Origin of the sequence: Roseicyclus sediminis, from assembly GCF_025515305.1 — a bacterium.
Lineage (GTDB): Bacteria > Pseudomonadota > Alphaproteobacteria > Rhodobacterales > Rhodobacteraceae > Roseibacterium > Roseibacterium sediminis.
Window position 1 is genome coordinate 20,981 of the sequence record NZ_JAOPHT010000010.1, and the last position, 23,942, is coordinate 44,922.

The 23,942-nt window shown below is 69.7% G+C and carries 24 protein-coding genes; 14 read left to right on the forward strand and 10 right to left on the reverse strand.

From position 1 onward, the window contains the following. The first annotated feature begins 29 nt into the window (after nt 1-29). The 4 genes from N8I71_RS13135 to N8I71_RS13150 all read left to right on the forward strand — a co-directional run bounded on the left by N8I71_RS13135 (nt 30) and on the right by N8I71_RS13150 (nt 3,879). Nucleotides 30-851, forward strand: coding sequence for an ABC transporter ATP-binding protein (locus N8I71_RS13135; protein WP_262878455.1), 822 nt, complete (start codon nt 30-32; stop codon nt 849-851). A 132-nt stretch (nt 852-983) separates the two neighbouring features. Further along, entirely contained in the window at nt 984-1,877 is an 894-nt protein-coding gene (locus N8I71_RS13140; protein WP_406676100.1) for an ABC transporter permease, read from the forward strand. Between the two features lie 52 nt (nt 1,878-1,929). Continuing rightward, nucleotides 1,930-2,850 carry an ABC transporter permease gene (locus N8I71_RS13145; protein ID WP_262878457.1) on the forward strand — a complete coding sequence of 307 codons (921 nt, stop codon included), beginning with the start codon at nt 1,930-1,932 and terminating at the stop codon, nt 2,848-2,850. Nucleotides 2,851-2,889: 39 nt separating this feature from the next. After that, nucleotides 2,890-3,879 (forward strand): ABC transporter substrate-binding protein, encoded by a 990-nt coding sequence (locus tag N8I71_RS13150; RefSeq protein WP_262878458.1) that lies wholly within the window; start codon nt 2,890-2,892, stop codon nt 3,877-3,879. A 68-nt stretch (nt 3,880-3,947) separates the two neighbouring features. Here N8I71_RS13150 and N8I71_RS13155 read toward each other — a convergent pair whose 3' ends face one another. The 3 genes from N8I71_RS13155 to acs all read right to left on the reverse strand — a co-directional run bounded on the left by N8I71_RS13155 (nt 3,948) and on the right by acs (nt 7,419). Next, a complete protein-coding gene (locus tag N8I71_RS13155; RefSeq protein ID WP_262878459.1) occupies nt 3,948-4,328 on the reverse strand; it encodes a hypothetical protein in 381 nt (126 codons plus the stop codon). Between the two features lie 125 nt (nt 4,329-4,453). Then, nucleotides 4,454-5,344 (reverse strand): cation diffusion facilitator family transporter, encoded by an 891-nt coding sequence (locus N8I71_RS13160; protein WP_262878460.1) that lies wholly within the window; start codon nt 5,342-5,344, stop codon nt 4,454-4,456. Nucleotides 5,345-5,469: 125 nt separating this feature from the next. Continuing rightward, a complete protein-coding gene (acs, locus tag N8I71_RS13165) occupies nt 5,470-7,419 on the reverse strand; it encodes an acetate--CoA ligase (protein ID WP_262878461.1) in 1,950 nt (649 codons plus the stop codon). Between the two features lie 213 nt (nt 7,420-7,632). Between acs and N8I71_RS13170 the strand changes: the two genes are divergently transcribed. The 9 genes from N8I71_RS13170 (at nt 7,633) to N8I71_RS13210 (ending at nt 17,157) form a co-directional block, all read left to right on the forward strand. Continuing rightward, the gene (locus N8I71_RS13170; protein ID WP_262878462.1) at nt 7,633-8,961 is read left to right on the forward strand and encodes a helix-turn-helix transcriptional regulator; all 1,329 of its coding nucleotides are present in this window, start codon (nt 7,633-7,635) and stop codon (nt 8,959-8,961) included. Between the two features lie 94 nt (nt 8,962-9,055). Then, the gene (locus tag N8I71_RS13175) at nt 9,056-9,472 is read left to right on the forward strand and encodes a response regulator transcription factor (RefSeq protein ID WP_262878463.1); all 417 of its coding nucleotides are present in this window, start codon (nt 9,056-9,058) and stop codon (nt 9,470-9,472) included. Between the two features lie 25 nt (nt 9,473-9,497). Next, on the forward strand, nt 9,498-9,800 hold the full coding sequence (locus tag N8I71_RS13180; RefSeq protein ID WP_262878464.1) for a hypothetical protein: 303 nt from the start codon (nt 9,498-9,500) through the stop codon (nt 9,798-9,800). A 1-nt stretch (nt 9,801) separates the two neighbouring features. Further along, nucleotides 9,802-12,486, forward strand: coding sequence for an ATP-binding protein (locus N8I71_RS13185; RefSeq protein WP_262878465.1), 2,685 nt, complete (start codon nt 9,802-9,804; stop codon nt 12,484-12,486). A gap of 84 nt (nt 12,487-12,570) precedes the next feature. Further along, the gene (locus tag N8I71_RS13190; RefSeq protein ID WP_262878466.1) at nt 12,571-13,731 is read left to right on the forward strand and encodes a FliM/FliN family flagellar motor switch protein; all 1,161 of its coding nucleotides are present in this window, start codon (nt 12,571-12,573) and stop codon (nt 13,729-13,731) included. Nucleotides 13,732-13,806: 75 nt separating this feature from the next. Further along, complete coding sequence (locus N8I71_RS13195) at nt 13,807-14,571, forward strand: HpcH/HpaI aldolase family protein (protein WP_262878467.1); 765 nt, start codon at nt 13,807-13,809, stop codon at nt 14,569-14,571. 219 nt (nt 14,572-14,790) lie between these two features. Next, complete coding sequence (locus N8I71_RS13200) at nt 14,791-15,330, forward strand: DUF6778 family protein (protein WP_316249252.1); 540 nt, start codon at nt 14,791-14,793, stop codon at nt 15,328-15,330. A gap of 73 nt (nt 15,331-15,403) precedes the next feature. Further along, nucleotides 15,404-16,606 (forward strand): RSP_2647 family RNA methyltransferase, encoded by a 1,203-nt coding sequence (locus N8I71_RS13205; protein WP_262878469.1) that lies wholly within the window; start codon nt 15,404-15,406, stop codon nt 16,604-16,606. Continuing rightward, nucleotides 16,603-17,157, forward strand: a complete 555-nt coding sequence (locus N8I71_RS13210; RefSeq protein WP_262878470.1) for an RSP_2648 family PIN domain-containing protein — start codon at nt 16,603-16,605, stop codon at nt 17,155-17,157. The genes N8I71_RS13205 and N8I71_RS13210 overlap by 4 nt, the downstream gene beginning before the upstream one ends. 47 nt (nt 17,158-17,204) lie before the next feature. Here the strand turns inward: N8I71_RS13210 and N8I71_RS13215 are convergent, their stop codons facing one another. Then, nucleotides 17,205-17,903 carry a M48 family metallopeptidase gene (locus N8I71_RS13215; RefSeq protein WP_262878471.1) on the reverse strand — a complete coding sequence of 233 codons (699 nt, stop codon included), beginning with the start codon at nt 17,901-17,903 and terminating at the stop codon, nt 17,205-17,207. A 274-nt stretch (nt 17,904-18,177) separates the two neighbouring features. Between N8I71_RS13215 and N8I71_RS13220 the strand changes: the two genes are divergently transcribed. Continuing rightward, nucleotides 18,178-18,825 carry a VPLPA-CTERM sorting domain-containing protein gene (locus tag N8I71_RS13220; protein ID WP_262878472.1) on the forward strand — a complete coding sequence of 216 codons (648 nt, stop codon included), beginning with the start codon at nt 18,178-18,180 and terminating at the stop codon, nt 18,823-18,825. A 77-nt stretch (nt 18,826-18,902) separates the two neighbouring features. Here the strand turns inward: N8I71_RS13220 and N8I71_RS13225 are convergent, their stop codons facing one another. From N8I71_RS13225 to N8I71_RS13250, 6 genes are all read right to left on the reverse strand, one after another. Beyond that, a complete protein-coding gene (locus tag N8I71_RS13225; RefSeq protein ID WP_262878473.1) occupies nt 18,903-20,069 on the reverse strand; it encodes a cytochrome P450 in 1,167 nt (388 codons plus the stop codon). 59 nt (nt 20,070-20,128) lie between these two features. Next, nucleotides 20,129-20,728, reverse strand: a complete 600-nt coding sequence (locus N8I71_RS13230; protein WP_262878474.1) for a DedA family protein — start codon at nt 20,726-20,728, stop codon at nt 20,129-20,131. Further along, nucleotides 20,725-21,075 carry a hypothetical protein gene (locus N8I71_RS13235; RefSeq protein WP_262878475.1) on the reverse strand — a complete coding sequence of 117 codons (351 nt, stop codon included), beginning with the start codon at nt 21,073-21,075 and terminating at the stop codon, nt 20,725-20,727. Before N8I71_RS13235 ends, N8I71_RS13230 begins: the two co-directional genes overlap by 4 nt. A 3-nt stretch (nt 21,076-21,078) precedes the next feature. Next, on the reverse strand, nt 21,079-22,263 hold the full coding sequence (locus N8I71_RS13240; protein WP_262878476.1) for a vWA domain-containing protein: 1,185 nt from the start codon (nt 22,261-22,263) through the stop codon (nt 21,079-21,081). Between the two features lie 112 nt (nt 22,264-22,375). Beyond that, the gene (locus N8I71_RS13245) at nt 22,376-22,540 is read right to left on the reverse strand and encodes a hypothetical protein (RefSeq protein WP_262878477.1); all 165 of its coding nucleotides are present in this window, start codon (nt 22,538-22,540) and stop codon (nt 22,376-22,378) included. A gap of 22 nt (nt 22,541-22,562) precedes the next feature. Continuing rightward, nucleotides 22,563-23,942: a DUF2927 domain-containing protein gene (locus tag N8I71_RS13250; protein WP_406676101.1), complete on the reverse strand. Its 1,380-nt coding sequence runs from the start codon at nt 23,940-23,942 to the stop codon at nt 22,563-22,565.

The window sequence follows — 23,942 nt, forward strand, 5'->3', positions numbered from 1 at the left end:
GATCCCGGGGCGGACGAAGAGAGGTGCGCATGAGCATGGCGGCCGAGGCAGTGGCGAAGATGGCGACGACGGCGGCCCCCGTGATCGAGGCCCGTGGCCTCGATCTGACGTTCCAGACGGCGGACGGCCCGGTCCAGGCCCTGCGCGACGTGAACCTGACCATAGACAGGGGCGATTTCGTCAGCTTCATCGGCCCCTCGGGGTGCGGCAAGACCACGTTCCTTCGCGTCGTCGCGGCGCTCGAACGTCCGACCGGCGGCACCATCACCGTCAACGGCATGACCCCGGACGAGGCGCGCCGTCAACGCGCGTATGGCTACGTGTTCCAGGCGGCCGGGCTCTACCCCTGGCGCACCATCGAGAAGAACATCGCTCTGCCGCTGGAGATCATGGGCTTCGACCGGGCCGAACAGGCGCGGCGCGTGGACGATGTGCTGCGGCTGGTCGATCTCGAGGGGTTCGGCAAGAAATTCCCCTGGCAGCTGTCGGGGGGGATGCAGCAGCGCGCCTCGATCGCCCGCGCGCTCGCCTTCGATGCCGACCTTCTGCTGATGGACGAACCCTTCGGCGCGCTGGACGAGATCGTGCGCGACCACCTGAACGAGCAGCTGCTCGCGCTCTGGAGGCGGACGGAGAAGACCATCGGCTTCGTCACCCATTCGATCCCCGAGGCGGTCTACCTGTCCACCAAGATCGTCGTGATGAGCCCGCGTCCGGGCCGCATCACCGACGTCATCGAAAGCGATCTCGGCCCCGACCGGCCGCTCGACATCCGCGATACGCCGGAATTCCTCGCCATTGCCCACCGGGTGCGCGAGGGCCTTCGCGCCGGACATGCCTATGACGATTGACGGCCGCCATACCCGTCGCCTACCGGGCCTGATCGGGGGCCTGATCCGGGGCCTGATCCGGGGGCTGCCATGAGCGAGGCCGTGGCATCCACGCCAGCCGCGCCCTGCGCCGTCTGCGCGCTTCTGCGCCGGATCGCCGGCGGCGTCCTGCCGGTCCTGACCGTCGTCGCGACCATCGTCGCGCTCTGGTATGCGGCGGCGATCGGGCTGAACCGCGCCTGGACGCTCGACCAGGCGCAGCGGCAGGGCGTGGAGCTGACGGCGGGCGAGATCCTCGCCGACGCGATGAGCCAGGAACGACCCGTTCTGCCCGCCCCCCACCAGGTCTTCGACGAGCTCTGGGCCACAACGATGGGCGAGCCGATCCTGCGCGAGCGGCGCGGCGAATACCGTCCCAATCCGCGCAGCCTCTTCTTCCATGCCTGGCAGACGCTGGCGCCGACGCTTCTGGGCTTCGCCATTGGCGGGCTCGCCGGCATCCTGCTGGCCGTGGGGATCGTCCACAACCGGGCGATGGACCTTTCCGTCATGCCCTGGGCCATCGCCAGCCAGACCATCCCGATCCTCGCCATCGCGCCGATGATCATCGTGGTCTTGAACTCCATCGGGCTGGAGGGGCTGATCCCCAAGTCGCTGATCTCGGCCTATCTCAGCTTCTTCCCGGTCGTGGTGGGGATGGTGAAGGGCCTGCGCAGCCCGAACGCCATGGACCTCGACCTTCTGCGCACCTATTCGGCCAGCGGTGCCGAGACGTTCTGGAAGCTTCGTCTCCCGGCCTCGGTGCCGTTCCTCTTCGCCTCGCTCAAGGTCGGCATCGCCGCCGCGCTCGTCGGCACCATCGTGGCGGAGTTGCCCACCGGCGCACGCTTCGGCCTCGGCGCGCGGCTCCTGACCGGAAGCTATTACGGGCAGACCATCCAGATCTGGTCGGCGCTGTTCATGGCGGCGATCTGTGCCGCCGCGCTGGTGGCGACGCTCGGCCTGATCGAACGGATGACGCTCCGGCGCATGGGGCTCGACCGATGAGCGGGGCGGGGGCGCGGATGCGGGAAAACCGCAGTTTTCAGCGGGTCGCGCCATGAGGTCGCTGTCCGCCCTTCCGCCCTGGTCCTTGCCCGCGCTCGGCGCGGCGTTGATCGCGCTGGGCCTGCTTCTCGACTGGAGGCTCGGCGCGATCCTGGCGCTCTGGCTCGGGGCCTGGGCGGTGAATGCGCTGCTGTCGAACGTCGGCAGGGGCGGGGGCGTCCGATTCCTCGTACCGGTAATCTTCGGCGCCACGCTTCTGGGTCTCTGGGAAGCCGCCGTCCGGCTTTACGATATCTCGCCGATCATCCTGCCGGCGCCCTCGGTCATCGCGGCGACCTTCGCCGAGAACACGTCGACGCTCTGGGCGGATTTCCGGCAGACGATCCTGAAGGGGGCGCTCTCGGGCTATGCCATCGGCTGCGGCGCGGCGTTCCTGACGGCCATCGCCATCGACCGCTCGCCCTTCCTGCAGCGGGGCCTTCTGCCCGTCGGCAACTTCATCGCGGCACTTCCCATCGTGGGCACCGCACCGATCCTCGTCATGTGGTTCGGCTTCGGCTGGCAGTCCAAGGCCGCCGTCGTCGTCGCCATGGTCTTCTTCCCGATGCTGGTGAACTGCGTGCAGGGGTTGAAGGCCGCCGACGCGATGCAGCGCGACCTCATGCACACCTACGCGGCGAGCTATTGGCAGTCGCTCATGAAGCTGCGCCTTCCCACCGCGCTTCCCTTCATCTTCAACGGGTTGAAGATCTGCACAACCCTTGCGCTGATCGGGGCCATCGTGGCGGAGTTTTTCGGCTCTCCCGTCGTGGGCATGGGCTTTCGGATAAAAATCGAGGTGGGTCGCCTAGCCATGGATATGGTCTGGGCATCAATCGCGGTGGCGGCGATGGCCGGGACCGCGTTCTACGGGCTCGTGGCCCTGGTCGAGCGGCGGCTGACCTTCTGGCACCCGTCGCAACGAGGGTCCTGAGGAGCGGACGGCAACAAGAAGTCCAACTAGGAGGAAGACATGAACAAGATCACGATGACGGCGCTGGCTGCGGGCCTCGGCCTTGCGGGCGCGGCGCAGGCGCAGGACACGGTAAACCTGCAGCTTCAGTGGGTCACCCAGGCGCAGTTCGCGGGCTACTACGTGGCGCTCGAGAACGGCTACTACGAAGAAGAGGGGCTCGACGTGAACATCATGCCGGGCGGCCCCGACATCGCACCGCCGCAGGTGCTGGCGGGCGGCGCGGCCGACGTCATGCTGAACTGGATGCCCTCCGCACTCGCCGCGCGCGAGGCCGGGCTGCCGGTGGTGAATATCGCCCAGCCCTTCGTGCGCTCGGGCCTGATGCTCAGCTGCTGGGCCGACACCGGCATCACCGAGCCTGCCGATCTCGCAGGCAAGACGGTGGCGCACTGGTTCTTCGGCAACGAGTATCCGTTCCTGTCGTGGATGAGCCAGCTCGGCATCCCGGTGGATGGGTCCGAAGGGGGCATCACGCTGCTGCAGGCAGGCTTCAACGTCGATCCGCTGCTGCAGCGGCAGGCCGACTGCATCTCGACGATGACCTATAACGAGTACTGGCAGATCATTGACGCGGGCGTCAGCCCCGACGAGCTCGTGACCTTCAAGTACGAGGACTATGGCGTCGCCACGCTGGAAGACGGGATCTGGACGCTCGAGCAGAACCTCGAGGATCCGGCCTTCGTCGACAAGATGGTCCGCTTCGTCCGCGCCTCGATGCGCGGCTGGCAGTGGGCGGCGGAGAACCCCGACGATGCGGCGATGATCGTGCTCGACTACGACGAGACCGGCGCGCAGACCGAGCAGCACCAGCTGCGCATGATGCGCGAGATCGGCCTGCTCGTGGAAGGCGGTGACGGCGCGCTCGACGAGGCCGCCTATCAGCGGACGGTCGACACGCTGCTCGCCGGCGGTTCGGATCCGGTGATCTCGGCTGCGCCCGAGGGTGCCTTCACGCACATCATCACGGACGCCGCGCTCGCCAACTGAGCACGGCTTTCCGACACCAGGAGACAGCCCCGGTTCGCGCCGGGGCTGTTTTCGTATGGCCGCCCGTCTCAGGCCTTCCGGTCGAGGCCCGGCGGCGCGCGGTCCTGCAAGGCCTGCAACAGGTCGCTCATCGCCGGCGGCGGCGCTTCGGGCGGGGGAGGGGCAGGCTCGCGCCGGTCGAAGTCGCCGACCCGCGCGGTGTCGAGCGGCGGAATGCCGAGGCCCTTGACCGGCGGAGGGTCGGGCGGGATTTCCGGCACGGGGCGGCCTGCGCCCGGCACGCCGAGCGCGGCCTTCGCCGTCGCCTCGGCCTGCGTGACGGCGGCCCGGGCAAGTTCCGGCCTGGGGGCTGCGGGCGGCTCGGCGCCCGTCGGGCTCATGCGCGGCGCTGCCGCTTGCGGCGCGGAGCCGGTGGCGGCGGGAAGGCCGGAGGGTGCGGTCGGTGTCATCACCATCGCTCCATCTGACAGAGCCCCCACCGCGTCCGGTGTCATGCCACGAAAGCCCCTGCGCACCAAGGGGATTCCGAGAATTCGCGGCAAACTCCACGGTTCCGCCACATTGCGTCGGGCGGTCAGTCGACGATGACGATGCCCGTCTGCTTCGACTTGTGCTCGGGCTCGACGTGGATCGTGACGCGCACATCCGGGACGGCCCGCGCGATCCCCGCCTCGACGCGGTCGCAGATCTCATGGGCGTCGTAGACCGTCATGTCGCTCGGCACGACGAGGTGAAACTCCACGAAGGTGGCGCTTCCGGCATGGCGGGTCCTGAGGTCGTGGGCCTCTACCGCGCCGTCGGCCTCGGCCGAGATCGCGTCGCGGATGCGGCCGAGCGTCTCCTCGGGCACCGCCTCGTCCATCAGGCCCGAGAGCGATTCCCTCACCACGCGCGAGCCCGACCAGAGGATGTTCACCGCCACGAGCGCGGCCATGATCGGGTCGAGCACCCACCAGCCGGTGAGGACGGCCAGGACGACACCCACCGCCACGCCGGCGGAGGTGACGACATCGGCCCAGAGGTGGCGTCCGTCCGCCGCAAGCGCCGGTGACCGCAGCTTCCGCCCCTGCCGGACGAGGATGAAGGCCCAGGCCGCGTTCAGCGCCGTTGCGGCACCGTTGACGAGCAGCCCCTCGACCGGCGCGTCGATCACGCGCGGCTCGAGGAAGCCTGACCACGCCTCGTGCAGGATGAAGAGGGCGGCCACGATGATCATGACGCCTTCCAGCACCGCGCTGAAGAACTCCGCCTTGTGGTGACCGAAGGGGTGTTCGGCATCGGCGGGGCGGGCGGCCACGCGTATCGCGACGAGGGCCGCGAAGGCCGTCGCGAGGTTCACCGTGCTCTCCAGCGCGTCCGAAAGAAGCGCGACGGACCCCGTGAGCCACCAGGCCAGCGCCTTCAGCCCGAGAACGGCGGTCCCGACCACGAGGCTGCCGATGGCGATTTTGAGCACTGCGGACATGGCGGTCCCCTTCGGATGCGCCGCACTTAACGGCCCGGGGGCGGTGGCTCAAGCGCCGGTTTCCGCCGATGACGGCGGGGAAGGCGGAAGCGGGAGGGGGCGCCGGCCCCCCTCCCGCGCCTGCGTCAGGCCTTGTTCATGCGGTTGGCGATCAGATCTTCCACCACGGCGGGTTCTGCCAGCGTCGAGGTGTCGCCGAGCGCGCCAAAGTCGTTTTCGGCGATCTTGCGCAGGATGCGGCGCATGATCTTGCCCGAGCGTGTCTTGGGCAGGCCCGGTGCCCACTGGATGAGGTCGGGCTTGGCGATCGGGCCGATCTCGGTGCGGACCCAGACCTCGAGCTCCTTGCGCAGCTCGTCGGTGGGCTCGACCCCGTTCATCAGCGTGACGTAGGCATAGATGCCCTGGCCCTTGATGTTGTGCGGGTAGCCGACCACGGCCGCCTCGGCGACCTTGGCATGGGCCACGAGCGCGCTTTCGACTTCGGCGGTGCCCATCCGGTGGCCCGAGACGTTGATGACGTCATCGACCCGGCCCGTGATCCAGTAGTAGCCGTCGGCATCGCGGCGGCAGCCGTCGCCCGAGAAGTAGTAGCCCTTGTAGTCCGAGAAATAGGTTTTCTCGAACCGCTCGTGATCGCCCCAGACGGTGCGCATCTGGCCCGGCCAGCTATCCTTGATGCACAGGACACCCTCGGCTTCGGTCGCGGTGATCTCCTGGCCGGTATGGGCGTCGAGGACCACGGGCTGAACACCGAAAAAGGGCTTCGTCGCACTGCCCGGCTTGGTCGGGATCGCGCCCGGAAGCGGCGTGATGAGGTGGCCGCCGGTCTCGGTCTGCCACCAGGTGTCGACGATGGGGCATTTCCCCTTGCCGACCACGGTGTTGTACCAGTTCCAGGCCTCGGGGTTGATCGGCTCGCCCACCGAGCCGAGAAGCTTCAGGGACGACAGGTCGTATTCCGTGACGAACTCGTCGCCCTGTCCCATCAGTGCCCGGATCGCGGTGGGGGCGGTATAGAACTGGTTGACCTTGTGCTTCTCGCAGACCGCCCAGAACCGGCCAGCGTCGGGGTAGGTGGGCACCCCCTCGAACATCAGCGTCGTCGCCCCGTTCGCAAGCGGCCCGTAGACGATGTAGCTGTGCCCCGTGACCCAGCCGACGTCCGCGGTGCACCAGAAGATGTCGCCGTCATGGTAGTCGAACGTGTACTGGTGCGTCATCGCCGCATAGACGAGGTAGCCGCCCGACGTGTGCACCACGCCCTTGGGCTGGCCCGTGGAGCCCGAGGTGTAGAGGATGAAGAGCGGGTCCTCCGCGTCGATCTCTGCGGGGGTGTTGTGGTCGTCCGCCTCGAGCCGCAGCTCGTTGTAATCGTAGTCGCGGCCGTCGATCCAGGTGGTCTGTCCGCCGGTGCGCTTGACCACGAGCACCTTGACCTCGTGCAGCACGTTCAGAAGGGCCGCGTCCGTGTTCGACTTCAGCGGCGTCTTGCGGCCGCCGCGCGGCGCCTCGTCGGAGGTGATCACCACCTTGGCGTCGCAGCCGTTGATCCGCGCCCCCAGCGCGTCGGGCGAGAAGCCGGCGAAGACGATGGAATGGATCGCGCCGATCCGCGCGCAGGCCAGCATCGCATAGGCCGCCTCGGGGATCATCGGCATGTAGATGACCACCCGGTCGCCCTTGCGAACGCCCATGTCCTCGAGGATGTTCGCCATCCGGCACACCTCGGAGTGAAGCTCCCGGTAGGTGATGTGCCGCGCCGCGTCATTGGGATCGTCCGGCTCCCAGATGATGGCGGTCTGATCGCCCCGCGTGGCGAGGTGCCGGTCGACGCAGTTGGCGCAGACGTTGAGCGTTCCGTCCTCGAACCACTTGATCGAGATGTTGCCGGGCGCAAAGCTCGTCGCCTTCACCCTGGTGTAGGGCTTGATCCAGTCGATCCGCCGCCCGTGCTCGGCCCAGAAGGCCTCGGGATCGGCGATCGAAGCGGCATACATCTCCTCGTAGCCGGCGGCGTCGATATGCGCCTCAGAGGCGAACGCGGCGGACGGCGGCGTGGTGGCGTCAGACATCTCGGGGTCTCCTCCCAGGGGTCGGTGCATGGCGCCCGGACGTCTCCCTCGTGTCCCGGGCTTCGGGCCGAGTGTTCCGCATCGCCGCGGCGGAGGCAAGCGGGGGATGGTCGCAGGCGACTTTACAGAAAGGCCAGCGATCGCACGGTCAAGCCCTTGGTTCGTCGATACAAAGCTGTTAAGCACATTTGTAAAGCCAGCCGGGGTGAGACGATGCCGCCGTTACCCGATCCGACGCCGCGGGCGCACCTTACCGGACATCGCATCCGCGAAAGGCGGCTTCTGATCGGCATGAAACAGGCCGCGCTCGCCGAGGCGGCGGGAATCTCGGCCTCCTATCTCAACCTCATCGAGCACAACCGCAGGAAGATCGGCGGCAAGCTACTGGTCCAGCTGGCCCGCACGCTCGAGGTCGAGCCGGGCTTTCTCGCCGATGGCGCGGACGCGACGATCCACGACACGCTTCAGGCCGCGGCGCGCGCGGCCGTCGACAGCTTCGGCACCGTGCCCGAGACGGGACGGATCGACGACCTCGCGGCGCGGTTTCCGGGATGGACCGGCCTCATCGCGGCCCAGCAGAAGCGGATTTCCGGGCTGGAGGCCGCCGTCGAGGGGCTGCGCGACCGGCTTTCGCACGACCCCGTGCTGGCCGAGGCGATGCACGAGGTCCTGTCCTCGGTCGCCGCGATCCGTTCCACGGCCGATATCCTGGCCCGCGAGCGCGACCTCGACGCCGCCTGGCGCGCGCGGTTCCACCGCAACCTCCACGAGGAGGCCGAGCGGCTGTCGGCGCGCGCCACGGCGATGCTGGGCCATTTCGAGGCGCCCGACGCGCGCGGCGCGGCGCTTTCGGCGACGCCGATCGAGACGGTCGAGGCCCTGTTCGACGCCTCCGCCCACCATTTCCCCGAGATCGAGGAGGCGGGCGCGCAGGCGATCCCGGCCATTCTTGCCCGCAGTCCCGGCATGGAGGACGCGGCGACCCGCGCGCTCGGCGAACGGATGCTGTCGCGCTACGCGGAGGATGCGCAGCGCCTGCCGCTGTCGCGCCTGCTTCCGGCCGCGCGGGCCTGCGGCTTCGATCCCGGCGCGCTTCTGGGGCTGGGTGCGGGCGACGTGGCGCTTGTCCTGCGCCGGCTCGCCGCGCTTCCGCGGGCCGAGCCCGCACCGTCCTTCGGCCTTGCGATCTGCGACGCCTCCGGTGCGCTTCTGTTCCGCCGTCGGCTTGCGTCCTTCTCGATCCCGCGCTTCGGGCCGGGATGCCCGCTCTGGCCGCTCTATGCCGCGCTCGCCCGTCCCGGACAGCCCGACGCCGGCCTGCTGGAAATGCCGCAGGGCGCGCGGTTTCGCGTCTGGGCCGTGGCGCAACCCGTGGCGCAGACGGGGTTCGGCACCGCCCCCGTCGTACAGGCCACCATGCTGGTCGCCCCGCACGAGGCGACCGGCCCGGCCTCTGCCGGCGGCAACCTCGCGGCGCAGCCCATCCTTGCGGGTCCCGGCTGCGCGGTCTGTCCGCGCGAAACCTGCCCCGCGCGCCGCTGACCGCGTCTGCCCGGACGGCGGCCCGACTTGGCCATTGCCTAAATCACGGGCATCTCGCACACTGGCCCCCTAAATCCGGAGGGAGGCCGGACCCTTGGCGAACCGTATTCTCCTGGTCGAGGACGAGGCCAACATCCTCGAGGCGATCGGCTTCATCCTGTCGAGGGACGGATGGGACGTGCGCGGCCATGGCAAGGGAGAGACCGCGATCGAGGAAATCGATCGCGTGGCACCGGACGTGCTGGTCCTCGACGTGATGCTGCCCGGCCGGTCGGGCCTCGACATCCTGCGCGACGTGCGGGCACGCTCGGAGACCCGGGACCTTCCGGTCCTCCTGCTGACCGCCAAGGGCCAGGCGCGGGACCGGGAGCAGGCGATGTCGCTGGGCGCGAACGCCTTCCTGACCAAGCCGTTCTCCAACGACGAACTGATCGCCACGGTGCGCGCCCTGGCCAATGGCCACGCGACCGGAACGGCACAGCCCGCGGACACGCCGCGGGACGACGCCTGAGGGCGCGGCGGCGGGCGGCGGAACCATGGCGCGGCGTCTCTTTCTCGAACGCAGGACCTACCGCAAGAACCGGTTGCAGGACGCGGCGCGCCTCTTGCCGGTGCTGGGGATGATCCTGTTCTTCGGGCCGGTCTTCATCGGCGGCGAGGAAGGGCAGGGCGCGGGCCTCGCGGAATGGCTGGTCTACTGCTTCGTCGTCTGGCTGGGTCTGATCGCGGTGACCATGCTGGTCAGCCGCGCACTGGCCGAGGACCCGCCCGACACCGCGTCGGGCACCGCGTCCGCAGAGGCCGGCGCCGACATGCCCGGCCCGGAGCCGCGGGCCTGAGATGCTGAGCTTCGACGGCCTTGTCGCGGTCTGCGTCCTCTACGTGGCGGGGCTGTTCGGCGTTGCCTTCCTGGCCGAGAAGCGCGCGATGGAAGGCAAGGCGCGCTGGCTGAACTCGCCCATCACCTACACGCTCAGCCTGTCGATCTACACAACCGCCTGGACCTTCTACGGCGCGGTCGGATCGGCGGCGCGCTCGGGCCTGGAATTCCTAACGATCTACCTTGGCCCGACGCTCATTTTCATCGGCTGGTACTGGCTCCTGCGCAAGATGGTGCGGATCGGGCGGGCGCAGCGGATCACCTCGATCGCCGACATGATCTCCAGCCGCTACGGCAAGTCGGGCGGGCTCGGCGCGCTCGTCACGGTGCTCGCCGTCATCGGGACGACCCCCTACATCGCGCTGCAACTGCAGTCCGTGACGCTCAGCTTCTCGGTCTTCGCCCGCCCGGGCGCCCTCGGCGCGCCCGATACGGAGGCGACGGCGATCTGGGTCGCGGCCGGCCTCGCGCTTTTCACCATCGTCTTCGGTACCCGCTCGCTCGACGTGAACGAGCGTCATCCCGGTCTCGTCTCGGCCATCGCGCTCGAGGCGATCGTCAAGCTCTGCGCAATCCTTGCGGTCGGCATCTTCGTCGTCTGGGGGGTGGCCGACGGACCCGGCGACATCATGCGCCGGATCGAGGAAAGCCCGCTCGCGGCCTCCGACTGGAACGGCGCGCGCTGGCTCGGGCTGACCGCGCTCTCGGCCTTCGCCATCCTCTGCCTGCCCCGCATGTTCCAGGTTCTGGTGGTCGAGAATTCCGACGAACGGCACCTCGCCACGGCGAGTTGGGCCTTTCCGCTCTATCTCTTTCTCATCAGCCTCTTCGTCGTACCGATCGCGGTGGTCGGGCTCAGCCTGCCTGAGGCCGGGACGAACCCCGATCTCTTCGTGCTGACCGTGCCTCTGGGTCTCGGGCGCGAAGGCCTTGCCCTTCTCGTCTTTCTCGGCGGGTTCTCGGCGGCGACCTCCATGGTGATCGTCGCGGCGCTCGCGCTGTCGACGATGGTCTCGAACCACATCATCGTGCCGCTCTGGCTCCGGGCGACGCGCCACGAGGACCCGATGTCGGGCGACATGCGGCGGGTGGCGCTTTCGGCGCGGCGTCTGTCGATCGGCGGCATCCTGTTCCTCGGGCTCGGCTACTACCGGCTGTCCGGCGGTGCCGACGCGCTGGCCGAGATCGGGCTGATCGCGTTTCTCGGCGTCTCGCAGGTTCTGCCCGCACTGCTCGGCGGCATCCTGTGGCGCGGGGCGACGCGGGCGGGCGCGGCCATCGGCATCGGTTCGGGCTTTGCCATCTGGGCCTGGCTTCTGCTGATCCCGAACATCGCCGAAACCGGGGGGCTGGTGCCGCCCGTGCTCGACGCGGGGCCCTTCGGCATCGCCTGGCTCAGCCCCGCGACCCCCCTCGGCCTGCAGGCGACGGACCCGCTGCTGACGGCCATGATGCTGTCGCTCGGGGTGAACACGCTTCTGTTCATACTCGGCTCGCTCTTTTCCTTCCCCAGTCCGCTGGAGCGCCTGCAGGGCGCGCAGTTCGTCAACGTCTACGACCATTCCCGTGCGCTTCTGGGCTGGCGCGGGGCGGCGGGGACGGCGGACGACCTTCTGACCATGGCGCAGCGCATCCTCGGCGCGGGCCGCGCCGGGCGCCTCTTCCAGGAGGCCGCGCGCCGGCAGGGCCGCGATGGCGACCTGCCCGAACCGACGCCCGACTTCCTCGAACGGCTGGAGCGCGAGCTTGCGGGCTCCGTCGGGGCCGCGACCGCCCACGCGATGGTGGCCCAGATCACCGGCGGCGCGAGCGTCAGCGTGCGCGACCTGCTCGCCGTGGCCGACGAGACGGCGCAGATCATGGAATATTCCAGCCAGCTCGAGGCCAAGTCGACCGAGCTTGCCCAGACCGCCGCGCGGCTCCGCGAGGCGAACCAGAAGCTCACCGAGCTGTCGGTCCAGAAGGACGCCTTCCTCAGCCAGATCAGCCATGAACTCAGGACGCCGATGACCTCGATCCGATCGTTCTCGGAAATCCTGATGCAGTCCGATCCGCTCGACGACGCCGCCCGCGCGCGCTTCAGCCGGATCATCCACGACGAGAGCCTGCGGCTCACCCGGCTTCTCGACGACCTGCTCGACCTCAGCGTGCTGGAGAACGGTCTGGTGACGCTGCACGAGGCGCCGGCGCAACTCGGCGACGTGCTCGACCGGGCGATCTACGCCGCGGGCGCGCTGGAGGAGGGGGGGCGCATCGCCATCCGCCGGGACCGCGACGCCGAACGGATCGAGATCGTCACCGATGCCGACCGGCTGTCGCAGGTCTTCATCAACCTCATCTCGAACGCGCAGAAATACTGCGACGCCGAGGCGCCGGAACTGCGCATCGAGGTGGCGCGGAGGGGCGATACGGTCGAGATCTCCTTCACCGACAACGGGCAAGGCATCCCGGCGCGGCAGCGGGCGCTGATCTTCGAGAAATTCGCGCGTCTCGACACCGCCAAGGGCGCCCCCGGCGCCGGTCTCGGCCTTGCGATCAGCCGCGAGATCATGGCCCGGCTGGGCGGAAGCCTCGTCCACGAACCGGGGACGCGCGGCACGAGTTTCTCGGTCCGTCTGCCGGCGCGGGCGCGGCGCGCCGCCTGAGGCTGTCCCGGTCCCGGTTGGCGGTTTGTTAACCGGCGGCATGCCAGAACCGGATGAACCCGCTTTCCGCCGATCACGCGACAGATGACCCAGACCCAGGACCCCGCGACCCCGCAACGGGCCAGCGTGCTTTCGCGTATCGTCGCAGCCCATCGGCGCGGCGCGGCCGAAGCGCGCGACCGCCGGCCCGAACTGACCCGCACCTGGGGGCGGGCCCTTCGTCATGCCGCGGTGCCGTTTCGCGGGCTCGATCCGGTCCTCGACGAGGTCACGGCGGAGGAGGGGATGGGCCTCGCCCGCGCCATCGCCGCCTTGCCCGATCACGGACTTGTCGCGGCGCTGGAGGATCGGGAGGGGCGGCGCGGACTTCTTGCGCTCTCCCACGGCCTGGTCGACGCACTGATCGAGGTGCAGACGACCGGCCGGGTCGAGGCGCAGACACTCCCGCCGCGCCCGGTCACCCGCATAGACGAGGCGCTCTGCCGCGATTTCCTTGATCTCGTGCTGGCCGCCTTCGCCCGGGAAACCGACGCGATGGGCGGGCGCGACTGGCCCGAACGCCTGAGCTTCGGCAGCAGCATCGCCGACCGCGCGCAGCTGAACCTGCTTCTGCCCGACACGCGCTTTCACGTCCTGACGGCCGATCTTCGCCTCGGCGCGGAGGGCGCGCGCGAGGGGAGAGTGGTGCTGGCCGTGCCGCGGATCGCGGCGGGCGATGCCGGCGGTCCTCCGCCGCCCGGCCAGCCTGAGGAATGGCGCGAGGGTCTCGCCCTCGCGCTGCAGGAAGCCGAACTCGACCTTGTCGCGGTCCTCCTGCGCACGCGACGTCCCCTGTGCGAGGTGGAGGCGCTGAAGCCCGGTGACCTCATCGGCTTCGACGCATCCGACCTTGCGCGCGTGCGGCTGGAAACGCCGGCCGGTCAGCGTGTCATGACGGCGCGCCTGGGACAGGTCCGGGGTCAGCGCGCGCTTCGCCTCGACGATGGCGCGGTCGGGGTGCGGTCCGCCGTCGTGGGCGAGGGGCCGGCCATGGTTCCGATGGTCCGCGACCTGCCGCCCGATCACGGCCCGACGCCGGTGCCCGTGACCGCGCCCGCGCCCATGCCCGCCCCGCCGGGCGCGATGCCCGGTTCCCTGCCGATGGTCGCCGGCGCGCACCCCGAGCTTGCACAGGCCGAAGGTGACCTGCCCCTGGACTTCGCGCCGGGCAGCATGCCCGTCGATCCGTCCCCGCCCGGTTCATAGGACCCGGGCTTCTTGCATTCATCCCATGCGGGCTGCAGTCTCCGTCGCGCGCATTGGCGGGTGGAGGCGGACGACATGAGCGGCAAGACCTTTCGGAACCGGGTGATGGCGGGCGAGTGCCTGGCCGGAACCTTCATGAAAACCCCCGCCGTCGACGTGCTGGAGGTCCTGATCCTGGCGGGGCTGGACTTCGTCTGCCTCGACGTCGAGCATGCCCCCTTCGACCGCGCGTCCCTGAACGCGCTCTGCGCCCTGGCGCGCGCGGCGGACTTCCCGGTCGTGATCCGCGTGCCATCCGGCACCGCCGAGCAGATCGGCATGGCGCTCGACGCGGGCGCCCACGGTATCGTCGTGCCCCATGTGACCGATGCCGCGACGGCCGCCCGCGTGGCCCGCGCCGCGCGCTTCGGTCCGGGCGGGCGGGGCTATGCGGGATCGACGCGCTGGGCGGGCTTTGGCACGCGGACGATGCCCGACCTCCTTGCCGAGAGCGCTGACACCCTCGTCATCGCCCAGATCGAAGACCCCGAAGGCGTCGAGGCGGTGGAGGCCATCGCGGCGACCGACGGGATCGACGCGCTGTTTCTCGGACCCGCCGACCTGACCGTGGGATATGGCCACAGCGTGCAGGACAACCCCGATGTCGCCCGCGCCTATGCCCGGACCGGGGCGGCCGCGCGCGCCTCGGGTCGTGCCTTCATGACCTTCGTCGCCGATGCCGAGCGCGCCCGTGCCCTGCATGCGGAATGTGGCGTGACGGGGTTCTTCATCGCCTCCGAGCACGCCTGGATGCTCCAGGGCGCGCGCCGCGCCGTCTCGGGGATCCGCGAGATCGGTTGAGCCTCTGAAGACCGGGGCGTTCGCCTTGAAATCGCCTTATTTGCCGCCCTCATTCCGCCACCAATACTAAAGTATATGTGGAATTGTATCGATCCGACGAAGTTCGGGCGCTTTCGTGAGTGTCCTGAGAAAGAGGCAGGCAATATGAGCATCAATGCGAACCGGCTCTTCGCCGCAGGAGTCCTGTGTGCGGCAATGGCGGTATCTGGCTGCGCGAACATGGGCAACGTGACGCGCGCGGACCGCGGCGAGACAGACATTGACCGCGGCGTTTCCGCGGCACCGCTTCCGGCATTCAGCAATGATTGGGGGGTCGCGGCCGTGAACATCACGGTGCCGCGCAGTCTCTCCGTTTCCGAAGCGCACGGGTTGAAGCCGCGGGCCGACATCGTCTGGCGCGAGGACGCGCCGGGCGACCGCTACGTCCAGGTCGAGGCGATCATGCGCGGCGCGCTCGAACCGGCCTTCGCGCGGTTCCAGGGCAGCGTCCCGGTCGAGATGAACATTGAGGTCACGCGTTTCCATGCCTTGACCGAGCGCGCGCGATACACGGTCGGCGGGCAGCACGAGATCGAATTCGTCGTCACCGTCCGCCATGCCGAGACCGGCGAGGTCCTCTCCGCTCCGCGTTCCGTCGACCTGACCTTCCGCGCGCTGGGCGGACGCCAGGCGGTCGAGGCCGAACAGCAGGGCATCACGCAACGCAGCCGCATCACCGAGCATCTGGTGGCCTGGGTCGCGACGGAATTCCGGGCCTGAGGCCATGCCGGTCCGCGCCTGACGCGCGCGCCGGCCCTTTCGCGTCTCCGCGCGCGGGCGTAAAGGGGATGGCATGACGCCATCCCCTCTTCCCGTTCTGAGACTGAAGCCCAAGGCCGATGCGCGCCGCATCCGCCACGGCCATCCCTGGGCCTGGTCCGACGACCTCGTGCTCGACCGGCGCGCGCGCGGGATCGCGCCCGGCGCGCTCGCTGTTCTCGAGGATGCGGGGCGCGTGGCGCTGGGGGTGGGGGTGGCCACGGTCGAGGCGAAGATCGGCCTCAGGCTTCTCGACCGCGATCCCGGCGCCCTCATCGACCGTGACTGGCTGCGTGCGCGGCTCTCGGCGGCACTCGACCTGCGGAGCCGCGCCTTCGACGCGCCCTTCTACCGGCTTGTCCATGCCGAGGGCGACGGGCTGCCCGGCCTGATCGCCGACCGCTTCGGCGACACGATCGTGATCCAGCCGAACGCGATCTGGCTGGAGGAACGGCTCGACGACCTGACCGGGATCCTGGCCGGGCTCACGGGCGCGACCTGCATCGTCAAGAACGGAACGGGGCGCGCACGCGCCGCCGAGGGCCTGCCGGAGGAGACCACGATCCTCGTGGGCAAGGCCCCTGAGGCGGCGCTCGACGTGCCGATGAACGGCGCTGTCTACAAGGCCGACGTGACCGGCGGGCAGAAGACCGGCCTCTTCTTCGACCAGCGCCCGAACCATGCCTTCGCCGCCTCGATGGCACGCGGCGCGCGCGTGCTCGACGTGTTTTCCCATGTCGGGGGCTTCGCGCTGGCCTGCCTTGCCGGCGGCGCGGCCTCGGCCCTTGCCGTCGACGCCTCGGAGGCGGCGCTGGCGCTCGCGCGGTCGGGCGCCGAGGCAAGCGGCGTCGCCGACCGGTTCGGGACGCGGGCGGGCGACGCCTTCGACACGATGACGGCGCTGGCGGGCGAGCGCGCGACCTTCGACCTCGTCATCTGCGATCCGCCGGCCTTCGCCCCGTCGAAACAGGCCCTGACCCAGGGACTGCGCGCCTACGAGCGGACGGCGCGGCTTGCCGCCGACCTCGTGGCGCCGGGGGGCATCGTGATCCTGTGCTCCTGCTCGCACGCCGCCGACCTTTCCAAGTTCCGCATGGCGTGCCTGCGCGGCCTCGGCCGGGCGGGCCGCGATCCGCGGCTGATCCACACCGGGTTCGCCGGTCCCGACCATCCGCAGCACCCGGCCCTGACCGAGACGGGGTATCTCAAGGCGCTGGCGTTCCGGCTGATGCCATGACGGGCGGGGCTTTCGTCCTCGATGCCTGCGTCCTCTATCCCACTGTCCTGCGCGAGATCCTGATCGGCTGCGCGTCCGGCGGGCTGTTCGCGCCGGTCTGGTCGGATCGCCTGATGGAGGAATGGGCGCGGACCGCCGCGCGGCAGGGCAGTGCGGGCGACGAGGCCATCGCGCGCGGCGAGATCGCGCGGCTTGCCGCGCGTTTCCCCGGCGCGTCCGTCCGACACGATCCCGCCTCCGAGGCCGCGCTCTGGCTACCGGACCCCGCCGACATCCACGTGCTTGCCACCGCGCGGGCCGCGGGCGCCGACGGGATCGTGACGCTGAACCTGCGCGACTTCCCCCGCGCCGAGCTCCTGCCTTTGAACGTCGTCGCGCTCCATCCCGACCCGTTTCTCCTCGGCCTCCTCGCGGCGACGCCGGAGACGGTGGAGCGCGTCGTCCGCGACGTCCACGCCGAGGCAGAGCATCTGTCAGGCCAGGTCCTCGACCTGCGCGCGCTCCTGAAACGGGCGCGCCTGCCGCGGCTCGGCAAGGCGCTCGCCGCCTGAGCCCGGCTTCATCTTTCCGAAAATACGCAATGCGACGCCCGCCTGCGTCACTCCCGCGGCAGTTCCCGGGACCAGCGGGCCTCCAGCGCCTCGATGGCGGCGATCCGCTCGGTCGTCTTGGGATGGCTCATGAGCCAGGCTGGAATGCCGCGCCCGCCCATTCCGGTCAGCCCCTCGAGCTTGCCGAAAAGGCTTTTCTGCGGACCCGTGCCGATCCCGGCCTTCACCAGCAGCGCCGAGGCATAGGCATCGGCCTCGTACTCGTCCTGGCGGCTCAGCCGCGCGGCCAGAAGCGTCGCCAGCGCATTGGCGATCCACACGCCAAGGCCGGGAAGGAAGCGGCCGAGGACCGTGGCAAGCGCCACGCGGATGGCGTTCTGGCCGGAAAAGTCGATCATCCGCCGCCGCGTGTGGCCGAGGGCGACGTGCCCCAGTTCATGGGCGATGACGCTGGACAATTCCTCGGCCGTGACCTCGCCGCGCCGGTACTTCTCGAAGAAACCGCGCGTCAGGAAGATGCGTCCATCGGGGGCGGCGAGGCCGTTCACCACCTCGACCTCGTAGAGGTTCACGCGGATCCGTTCGATCCCCAGCGCCTGCGCCATCCGGTCGGTCAGCGCCTTCAGCCGCGCATCCGCAAGCTCGGTCGAGCGCGCGTCCAGCTCTCGCCGCGTGCGCCAGGCCGAGAACTGGAACATCGCGATCGCATAAAGGACGGCCAGCAGGATCGGCGTGAGCTTCAACATGGGGCGGATATGGGGCGCGAAACGGCGGGCGGCAATGGTCCGGACGATTCCGCCATCCGCGGGGAAACCGGGCGAAAATGCGGCGGTGAGACACCGGGAAACGGTGTTGTTCCATTGTTGAAAACTTTCTGAAAATTGTTAATAAACAGTATTTTAAATCCGTTTCGCCCTTCCGCCGTCCGTGGCCCCGCCGCACGAGGTGCTGGCTTTTGCCCGCCATGTCTGCCCAAATGTCGCCATATTCTCGCGTGCCATTTTTTTTGGAGTGATTTCGATGAAGCGTATTCTTGCCGCAGCCGCGGCCTCTCTTTTCGTGGCGGGACCCGCCGCCGCCTCGACCGTGACGCTCGACTATGTCGGCCCCGGTGCCTTCGGCGCCCCCAACCTGGCCCAGAACGTGACCATCCAGAGCCCCGTTCGCGGTCCGATCGGTGTCCGGGCCGGTCCCTTCCACGTTACTGACGGCGTCTCAGAGTTTTTCGCCTGGTGTTTCGACATCGCCCAGAACGTCGCCGATGGCGTCAGCTACCAGGTGGCGGGCAACCCGCTCGGCTCGGCGCGCGAAGGGCTGCTGAACCGGCTTTTCACCAGCTACTACGACGACATCGATACCGGCGTGGAAGGCGCCGCCTTCCAGGTCGCGATCTGGGAGATCGTCTACGAGAACCTCTCGGGGCCGCTCGACGTGAGCACCGGGCTCTTCTCGGCCTGGAACAATTCCGGCGTCGTCGCGCAGGCCAATTCCTGGCTGTCCAATCTCGGGCAGGAGGAGAATTACGAGATCACCTATTTCGCCTCAGGGACCAACCAGGACCTCCTGACCGGGCAGGTCGCGCCCGTTCCGCTTCCGGCCGGGATTCTCCTGCTGGGGTCGGGGCTTGGCGCCATCGCCGTGACCCGCCGCCGTCGCAAGACGGCCTGACCCTTTCGCCCTGCACGCTGCCGCCGCGTCCCCCCGGGGGCGCGGCGTTTTTCGTATGCCAGGACCGGTGCGCGCGCTCACGCGTCCCAGGCCACGGGCACCGCCAGCGGGCCGCGGAAGGCCCAGCCCCCGAAGGGCGCCTCCCCGGCGAGCCTCAACCCCTTCAGCCGCTCGAACAGCATGGGCAGCGCCACCTCGGCGATCAGCGCCCTGGACGCCGCAGCGCCCGCACAGAAATGCGGACCCGCGCCGAAGGGGATGGCCGCGCTGGTGTCGCGCCAGGGGTCGAAGCGGTCGGGCGCGTCGAAGGCGTCCTCGTCCCGGTTGGCCGAGCCGAACATCAGGAAGACGCGCGTTCCGGGCGTGAAGTCGATGCCCTCGACCGTGTCGGCCTGCGCCACCTCGCGCGGGGACATGCCGATGGGGCTGATCCACCGTGCATATTCCGCGAAGACCGCGTCCCAGCCGAGAAGCCCCGCCACGGCCGCGTCGCGCACTTCGGGATGGCGCAGAACGGCCCAGGCGGCACCGGCGATGGCGTCGCGCGGCTCGTTCTGCCCGCCCGATATGATGAGCTTGGTATTGGCCGAGATCCGGTCGGGGCCGAGGCCCGCGCGTTCCATGACCGAGATCGCGGACATGTCCGGCGCGGCCGACAGGCGCGGCATCCTCTCGGCGATATGCCGGTCGATCGAGGCCGTGCAGTCGTGGCAATGGGCCTCGATGGCGGGGTCGCCCGCGTAGTTCGAACAGCCGTCGATCATGCCCTGGCTCACGCGGTCCATCTCGGCGGCGGCCATGTTGGTGAGCCCGGTGATCAGCTTCAGCGCCTCGGCCGAGACCGGCATGGCATAGTCCCGCACAAGGTCGGCCTCGCCACGCGGGGCGAGGTCGTCGAGGATCGCGGCGGTCCTTTCGCGAAACAGCGGCAGCCAGGTTTCGCGCACCGTGCGGGGGCTGAGCGCCGGAAACAGCGCGCGGCGCTCGGAGAGATGCGCCTCGCCGTCCCGCCGCATGAGGTTCTCGCCCATGAGCTTCGTCATCAGGCCCTCGGGCTGGCGGGAGGAGAACACCTCGATTCTCTTCTCCTCGCGGTGGATGTCCGCGCGCCGCGTCATGAGCACCGCACCGCCCAGTTGCGGAACGCGCGCGATGGGGGCCTCGGCCCGCATGCGCGCGAGATCGGGGTAGGGGTCGGACCAGAAGGCCCTGGGGTCGACCTCGAAGACGGGGGCGTCGGGCATGGGGATCTCCTCCACCCCCGAGTGGGCGCGCAGGGCAGGGCGCTGTCAAGCGGCGGGCTTCAGGCCGGCCGGTGCCGATGGCGCAGCGCGGCGCGAAGCCAGAAGATCAGCGCCACCGCCACCGCAAGCGCTGCAAGGAGTCCCGAGGCATTGCCGAGGATGTCGGCAAGCGCGAGGAGGTCGTCGGCGAAGACCGCGCCGAGGCCGACATAGAGCGCGACCCAGACGGCCTCTCCCGCCACGCCCGCCCGCGTGAAGGCGCCGAGTGGCAGGCCCGCCGCGCCGCCCGCGAAGTTCACGTAGGGGCCAAGCGGCGAGAAGAGCCAGCGGCTGAGAAAGACCGCCGTGGCGCCGCGGGTGCGCAGGTAGTCCGCCGCCTGTCCCATCAGACGTGCGCGGGCGGGCGACAGGCTCCGCCCCGCGAAGAGGCGCCCGCCCACGCGCCCGAGGCGGTAGCCCACCTGGTCACCCGCGACCGCGCCGACGAGCGCCGCACCCGCCACCTGCCACAGCACGAGGTCGCCCGCCGCCGCGAAGCCGCCCGCGGCCAGCATCACCAATGAACTCGGCACGGGCAGCGCCAGGCAGGAGAGGAAGGTGGCGACCGCGACAAGCCCGAGGCCGTAGACAGGGACCAGCGCGAGAAGCGTCTCGGTCATTCGGAGCGTACCGCGGCTATGGCGGTCTCAACCCCGGCCAGCATGTCCTCGAGCGGCACGCCGCGTGCGGCGGCAAGCTCCTCGAATGTCGCGCGCGTTCCCGGCGGGATCCTGAGCGCATCGCGGAAGGCGTCCCGGTCGAGCCCGTAGGAATGGGCGACATAGCCCGGCGTCATCCACCCTTCGAGCGGCTGCTCGCGATGCGCGGGGTCGGACCAGTAGATTGTGAAGAGCGCGAGACGCACCGCGAAGAAACCCGCGACGATCACGGCAAGGGCCAGCGCGATCATCGCGGGCCGATGCCTCTCCCAGAGAAAGACCAGCGCGGATTGGGTGGGTTCGGCCATCCGCTAGCGCCCCAGCACCCGCATGCCGCGGTCGATCCCTTCCAGCGTCATCGGCACCATGCGGTCCTCGAAGATCTGGCGGATCATCCCGATCGACTGGGTGTGGTCCCAGTAGCGCTCGGGCACGGGGTTGATCCAGACATGGTCCGGCCACTGGGTGCGCGCGCGCTCCAGCCAGACCTGGCCCGCCTCGGCGTTCCAGTGCTCGTTCGCACCGCCCGCGAAGGCGATCTCGTAGGGGCTCATCGAGGCGTCTCCCACGAAGATGCATTTGTAGTCCGATCCGTAGGTGTTCATCACCTCGTGGGTCGGGATCTGCTCGGTCCAGCGGCGCTTGTTGTCGCGCCAGACGGCTTCGTAAAGGCAGTTGTGGAAATAGTAGTATTCGAGGTGCTTGAACTCGGTGCGTGCGGCCGAGAACAGCTCTTCCACCACGCGGATATGGTCGTCCATCGACCCGCCGACATCCAGAAACAGGATCACCTTTACCGCGTTGTGCCGCTCGGGTCGGGTCTTGACGTCGAGGTATCCGTGTTCGGCCGTGGCGCGGATCGTGCCGTCGAGGTCGAGCTCCTCATGCGCGCCCTGCCGGACCCATTGGCGCAGGCGCTTCATGGCGACCTTGATGTTGCGGGTCCCAAGCTCGACGCTGTCGTCGAGGTTGCGGAACTCGCGCTTGTCCCAGACCTTCACCGCGCGGCGATGGCGGCTTTGATCCTGCCCGATGCGCACCCCCTCGGGGTTGTAGCCATAGGCGCCGAAAGGGGACGTGCCGGCGGTCCCGATCCACTTGTTCCCGCCCTGGTGGCGGCCCTGCTGTTCCCGCAGCCGCTCGCGCAGCGTCTCCATCAGCTTGTCGAACCCGCCGAGCGCCTCGATCTCGGCGCGCTCCTCGGGCGTCAGGTGCTTTTCGGCGAGTTTCTCCAGCCATTCGCGCGGGATCTCTGTCGCCTCCAGCATCTCCTCGGGCGTGATCGCCTCGAGCCCGCCGAAGACATGGGCGAAGGCCTGGTCGAAGCGGTCGAGGTGGCGTTCGTCCTTCACCATCGCGGCGCGCGCGAGGTAGTAGAACCCGTCGACGTCATAGGTCACGAGGCCCGCGGAGACGCCTTCGAGAAAGCTCAGGTATTCCCGGAGCGAGACGGGCAGGCGCGCAGAGCGCAGGGCGTCGAAGAAGGGCAGGAACATGGGCGCGAAGGTAGGGCAGTCGCGCGGCGGGGGAAACGGGAATCGTCGTGTCGGACCGCCCGCGCGACCCCGCGGCTTCGAGGGGCGGAAAAGCTGGGTTTCCGGCGGCGCCTCAGCCCGGCGCGGGGAGCATCAGCATCGCGAAGGTGCCCAGCAGAAAGCCGAGGATCGCGAAGACGGCCGCGTATTGCGCCATGTCGAGGCGGTTGCCGCCCCGCCGCCGCGCCACGAGCACGCCAAGCGCCGCGCCGCCCAGGGCTCCGATCAGGTTCAGCATGTCACCTCCGCGTGGTCCCGCCTCATGGCGAGAGCGCGGCGACCTCGGTCAACCGGGCGCCCACCGCCGCGTTCGAGCCGAAGCCATAGCGGCCCCATCCCAGGCTGTCGAGGCGCACCGCGCGCGCCTCGCTTGCGCGGCCGACATCCTGCAGCGCCTCGGCGCGGATCATCAGCAGCGTCGAGAGAAGCGCCGCGTTCTGCGCCTGTGTCGCCGCCGGGATCGCACGCGTGGTCAGGCGCAGCGCCTCCTCGGCGCGGCCCGCCGACAGCGAGAAGGCGGCAAGCTGCATGTCCACATGCGCCAGCTGGATGCCGCCCGGCGCGTCGCGCTCGAAGATCGCCGCGGCCGTCTGGAAGGCCTGGACCGAGCGGTCGGCGTCCCGGCTGAGCGTCAGGCGGCCGAGCGCGAAGAAACTGAAGCCGAGGCGCGTGTCGTCCCATCCGGCGTTGCGTGCAATGGTCACGGCCCGTTCGGCCGACTGGATGCGCGCGGCTTCGGAGGTTCCGGGCCCGAGCGCTGTCTCGATCGCGTCGATCCAGGCGCGCGACGTGGCCCGCACGGTCGTGCGCGAGGCGCGCTCGCCCCGCGGGTTCAGCCGCGCGAGGATGCCGGGCAGCCGCGCGGAGACCTCGGCCCGGGTCATGCCCGTGGCAAGCTCGCGGTCGTAGTAGGCCCGCAGGACCAGCATGTCGAAGCCGGTCAGCACGGCATGGAAATTGTCGTCGTTGAAGACGGAATCGGGCAGGCGGTAGAGATCGTTCAACGGCCCCAGCGCCTGCGCCACCTCCTCGTGGAGGCAATCGCGCACCTCCTGCGGGGAGACGTCGGAGGGGATGAAGACGGCAACCCTTTCGCGTGCGGCGAGGGTGGTCCAGTCGAGATCGCGGCTGTTGCGCGCGCGGCGGAACTCGCCCCAGGAACTGACGCGGGGCACCACGAAACAGGCCGCCTGCGGCACGACGCGCTGCATGCGCGCGCGGGGCAGGGTCTCGATCGTGATGCCGGCGGGGCCGTCGCCCGCGCCGATCCGCGCGATGTCGATGCCGGCCTCCGCCCGCAGCCGGGCGATGAGCGCGTCGAGATCGGCGGTCAGGGTCGCGGGCGGCGTTCCCGTCACCGTGACGGTGATCGGGCCTTCGAACCGGCTCATGCCCGTGATCGGGCGGCCCGATTCCATGGCGAAGGCGAGATCGAGGAAATCGGCGGCGATCTCGCTGTTCGCGCGGCCCGGCGCCATGGGGGCGGACCCGGCAAAGCGGTTCATGCCCGGCAGATCGCCCGCAAGCGTGTCGGCCCGCCGCTCGGCGATGGCCGAGGTCGAAACGCTCGGGGTGCAGGCGCCGAGCGCGAGAGCCAGGACAAGAGGCAGCGCAGAGGCACGCAGGATGCGGCGGGACAG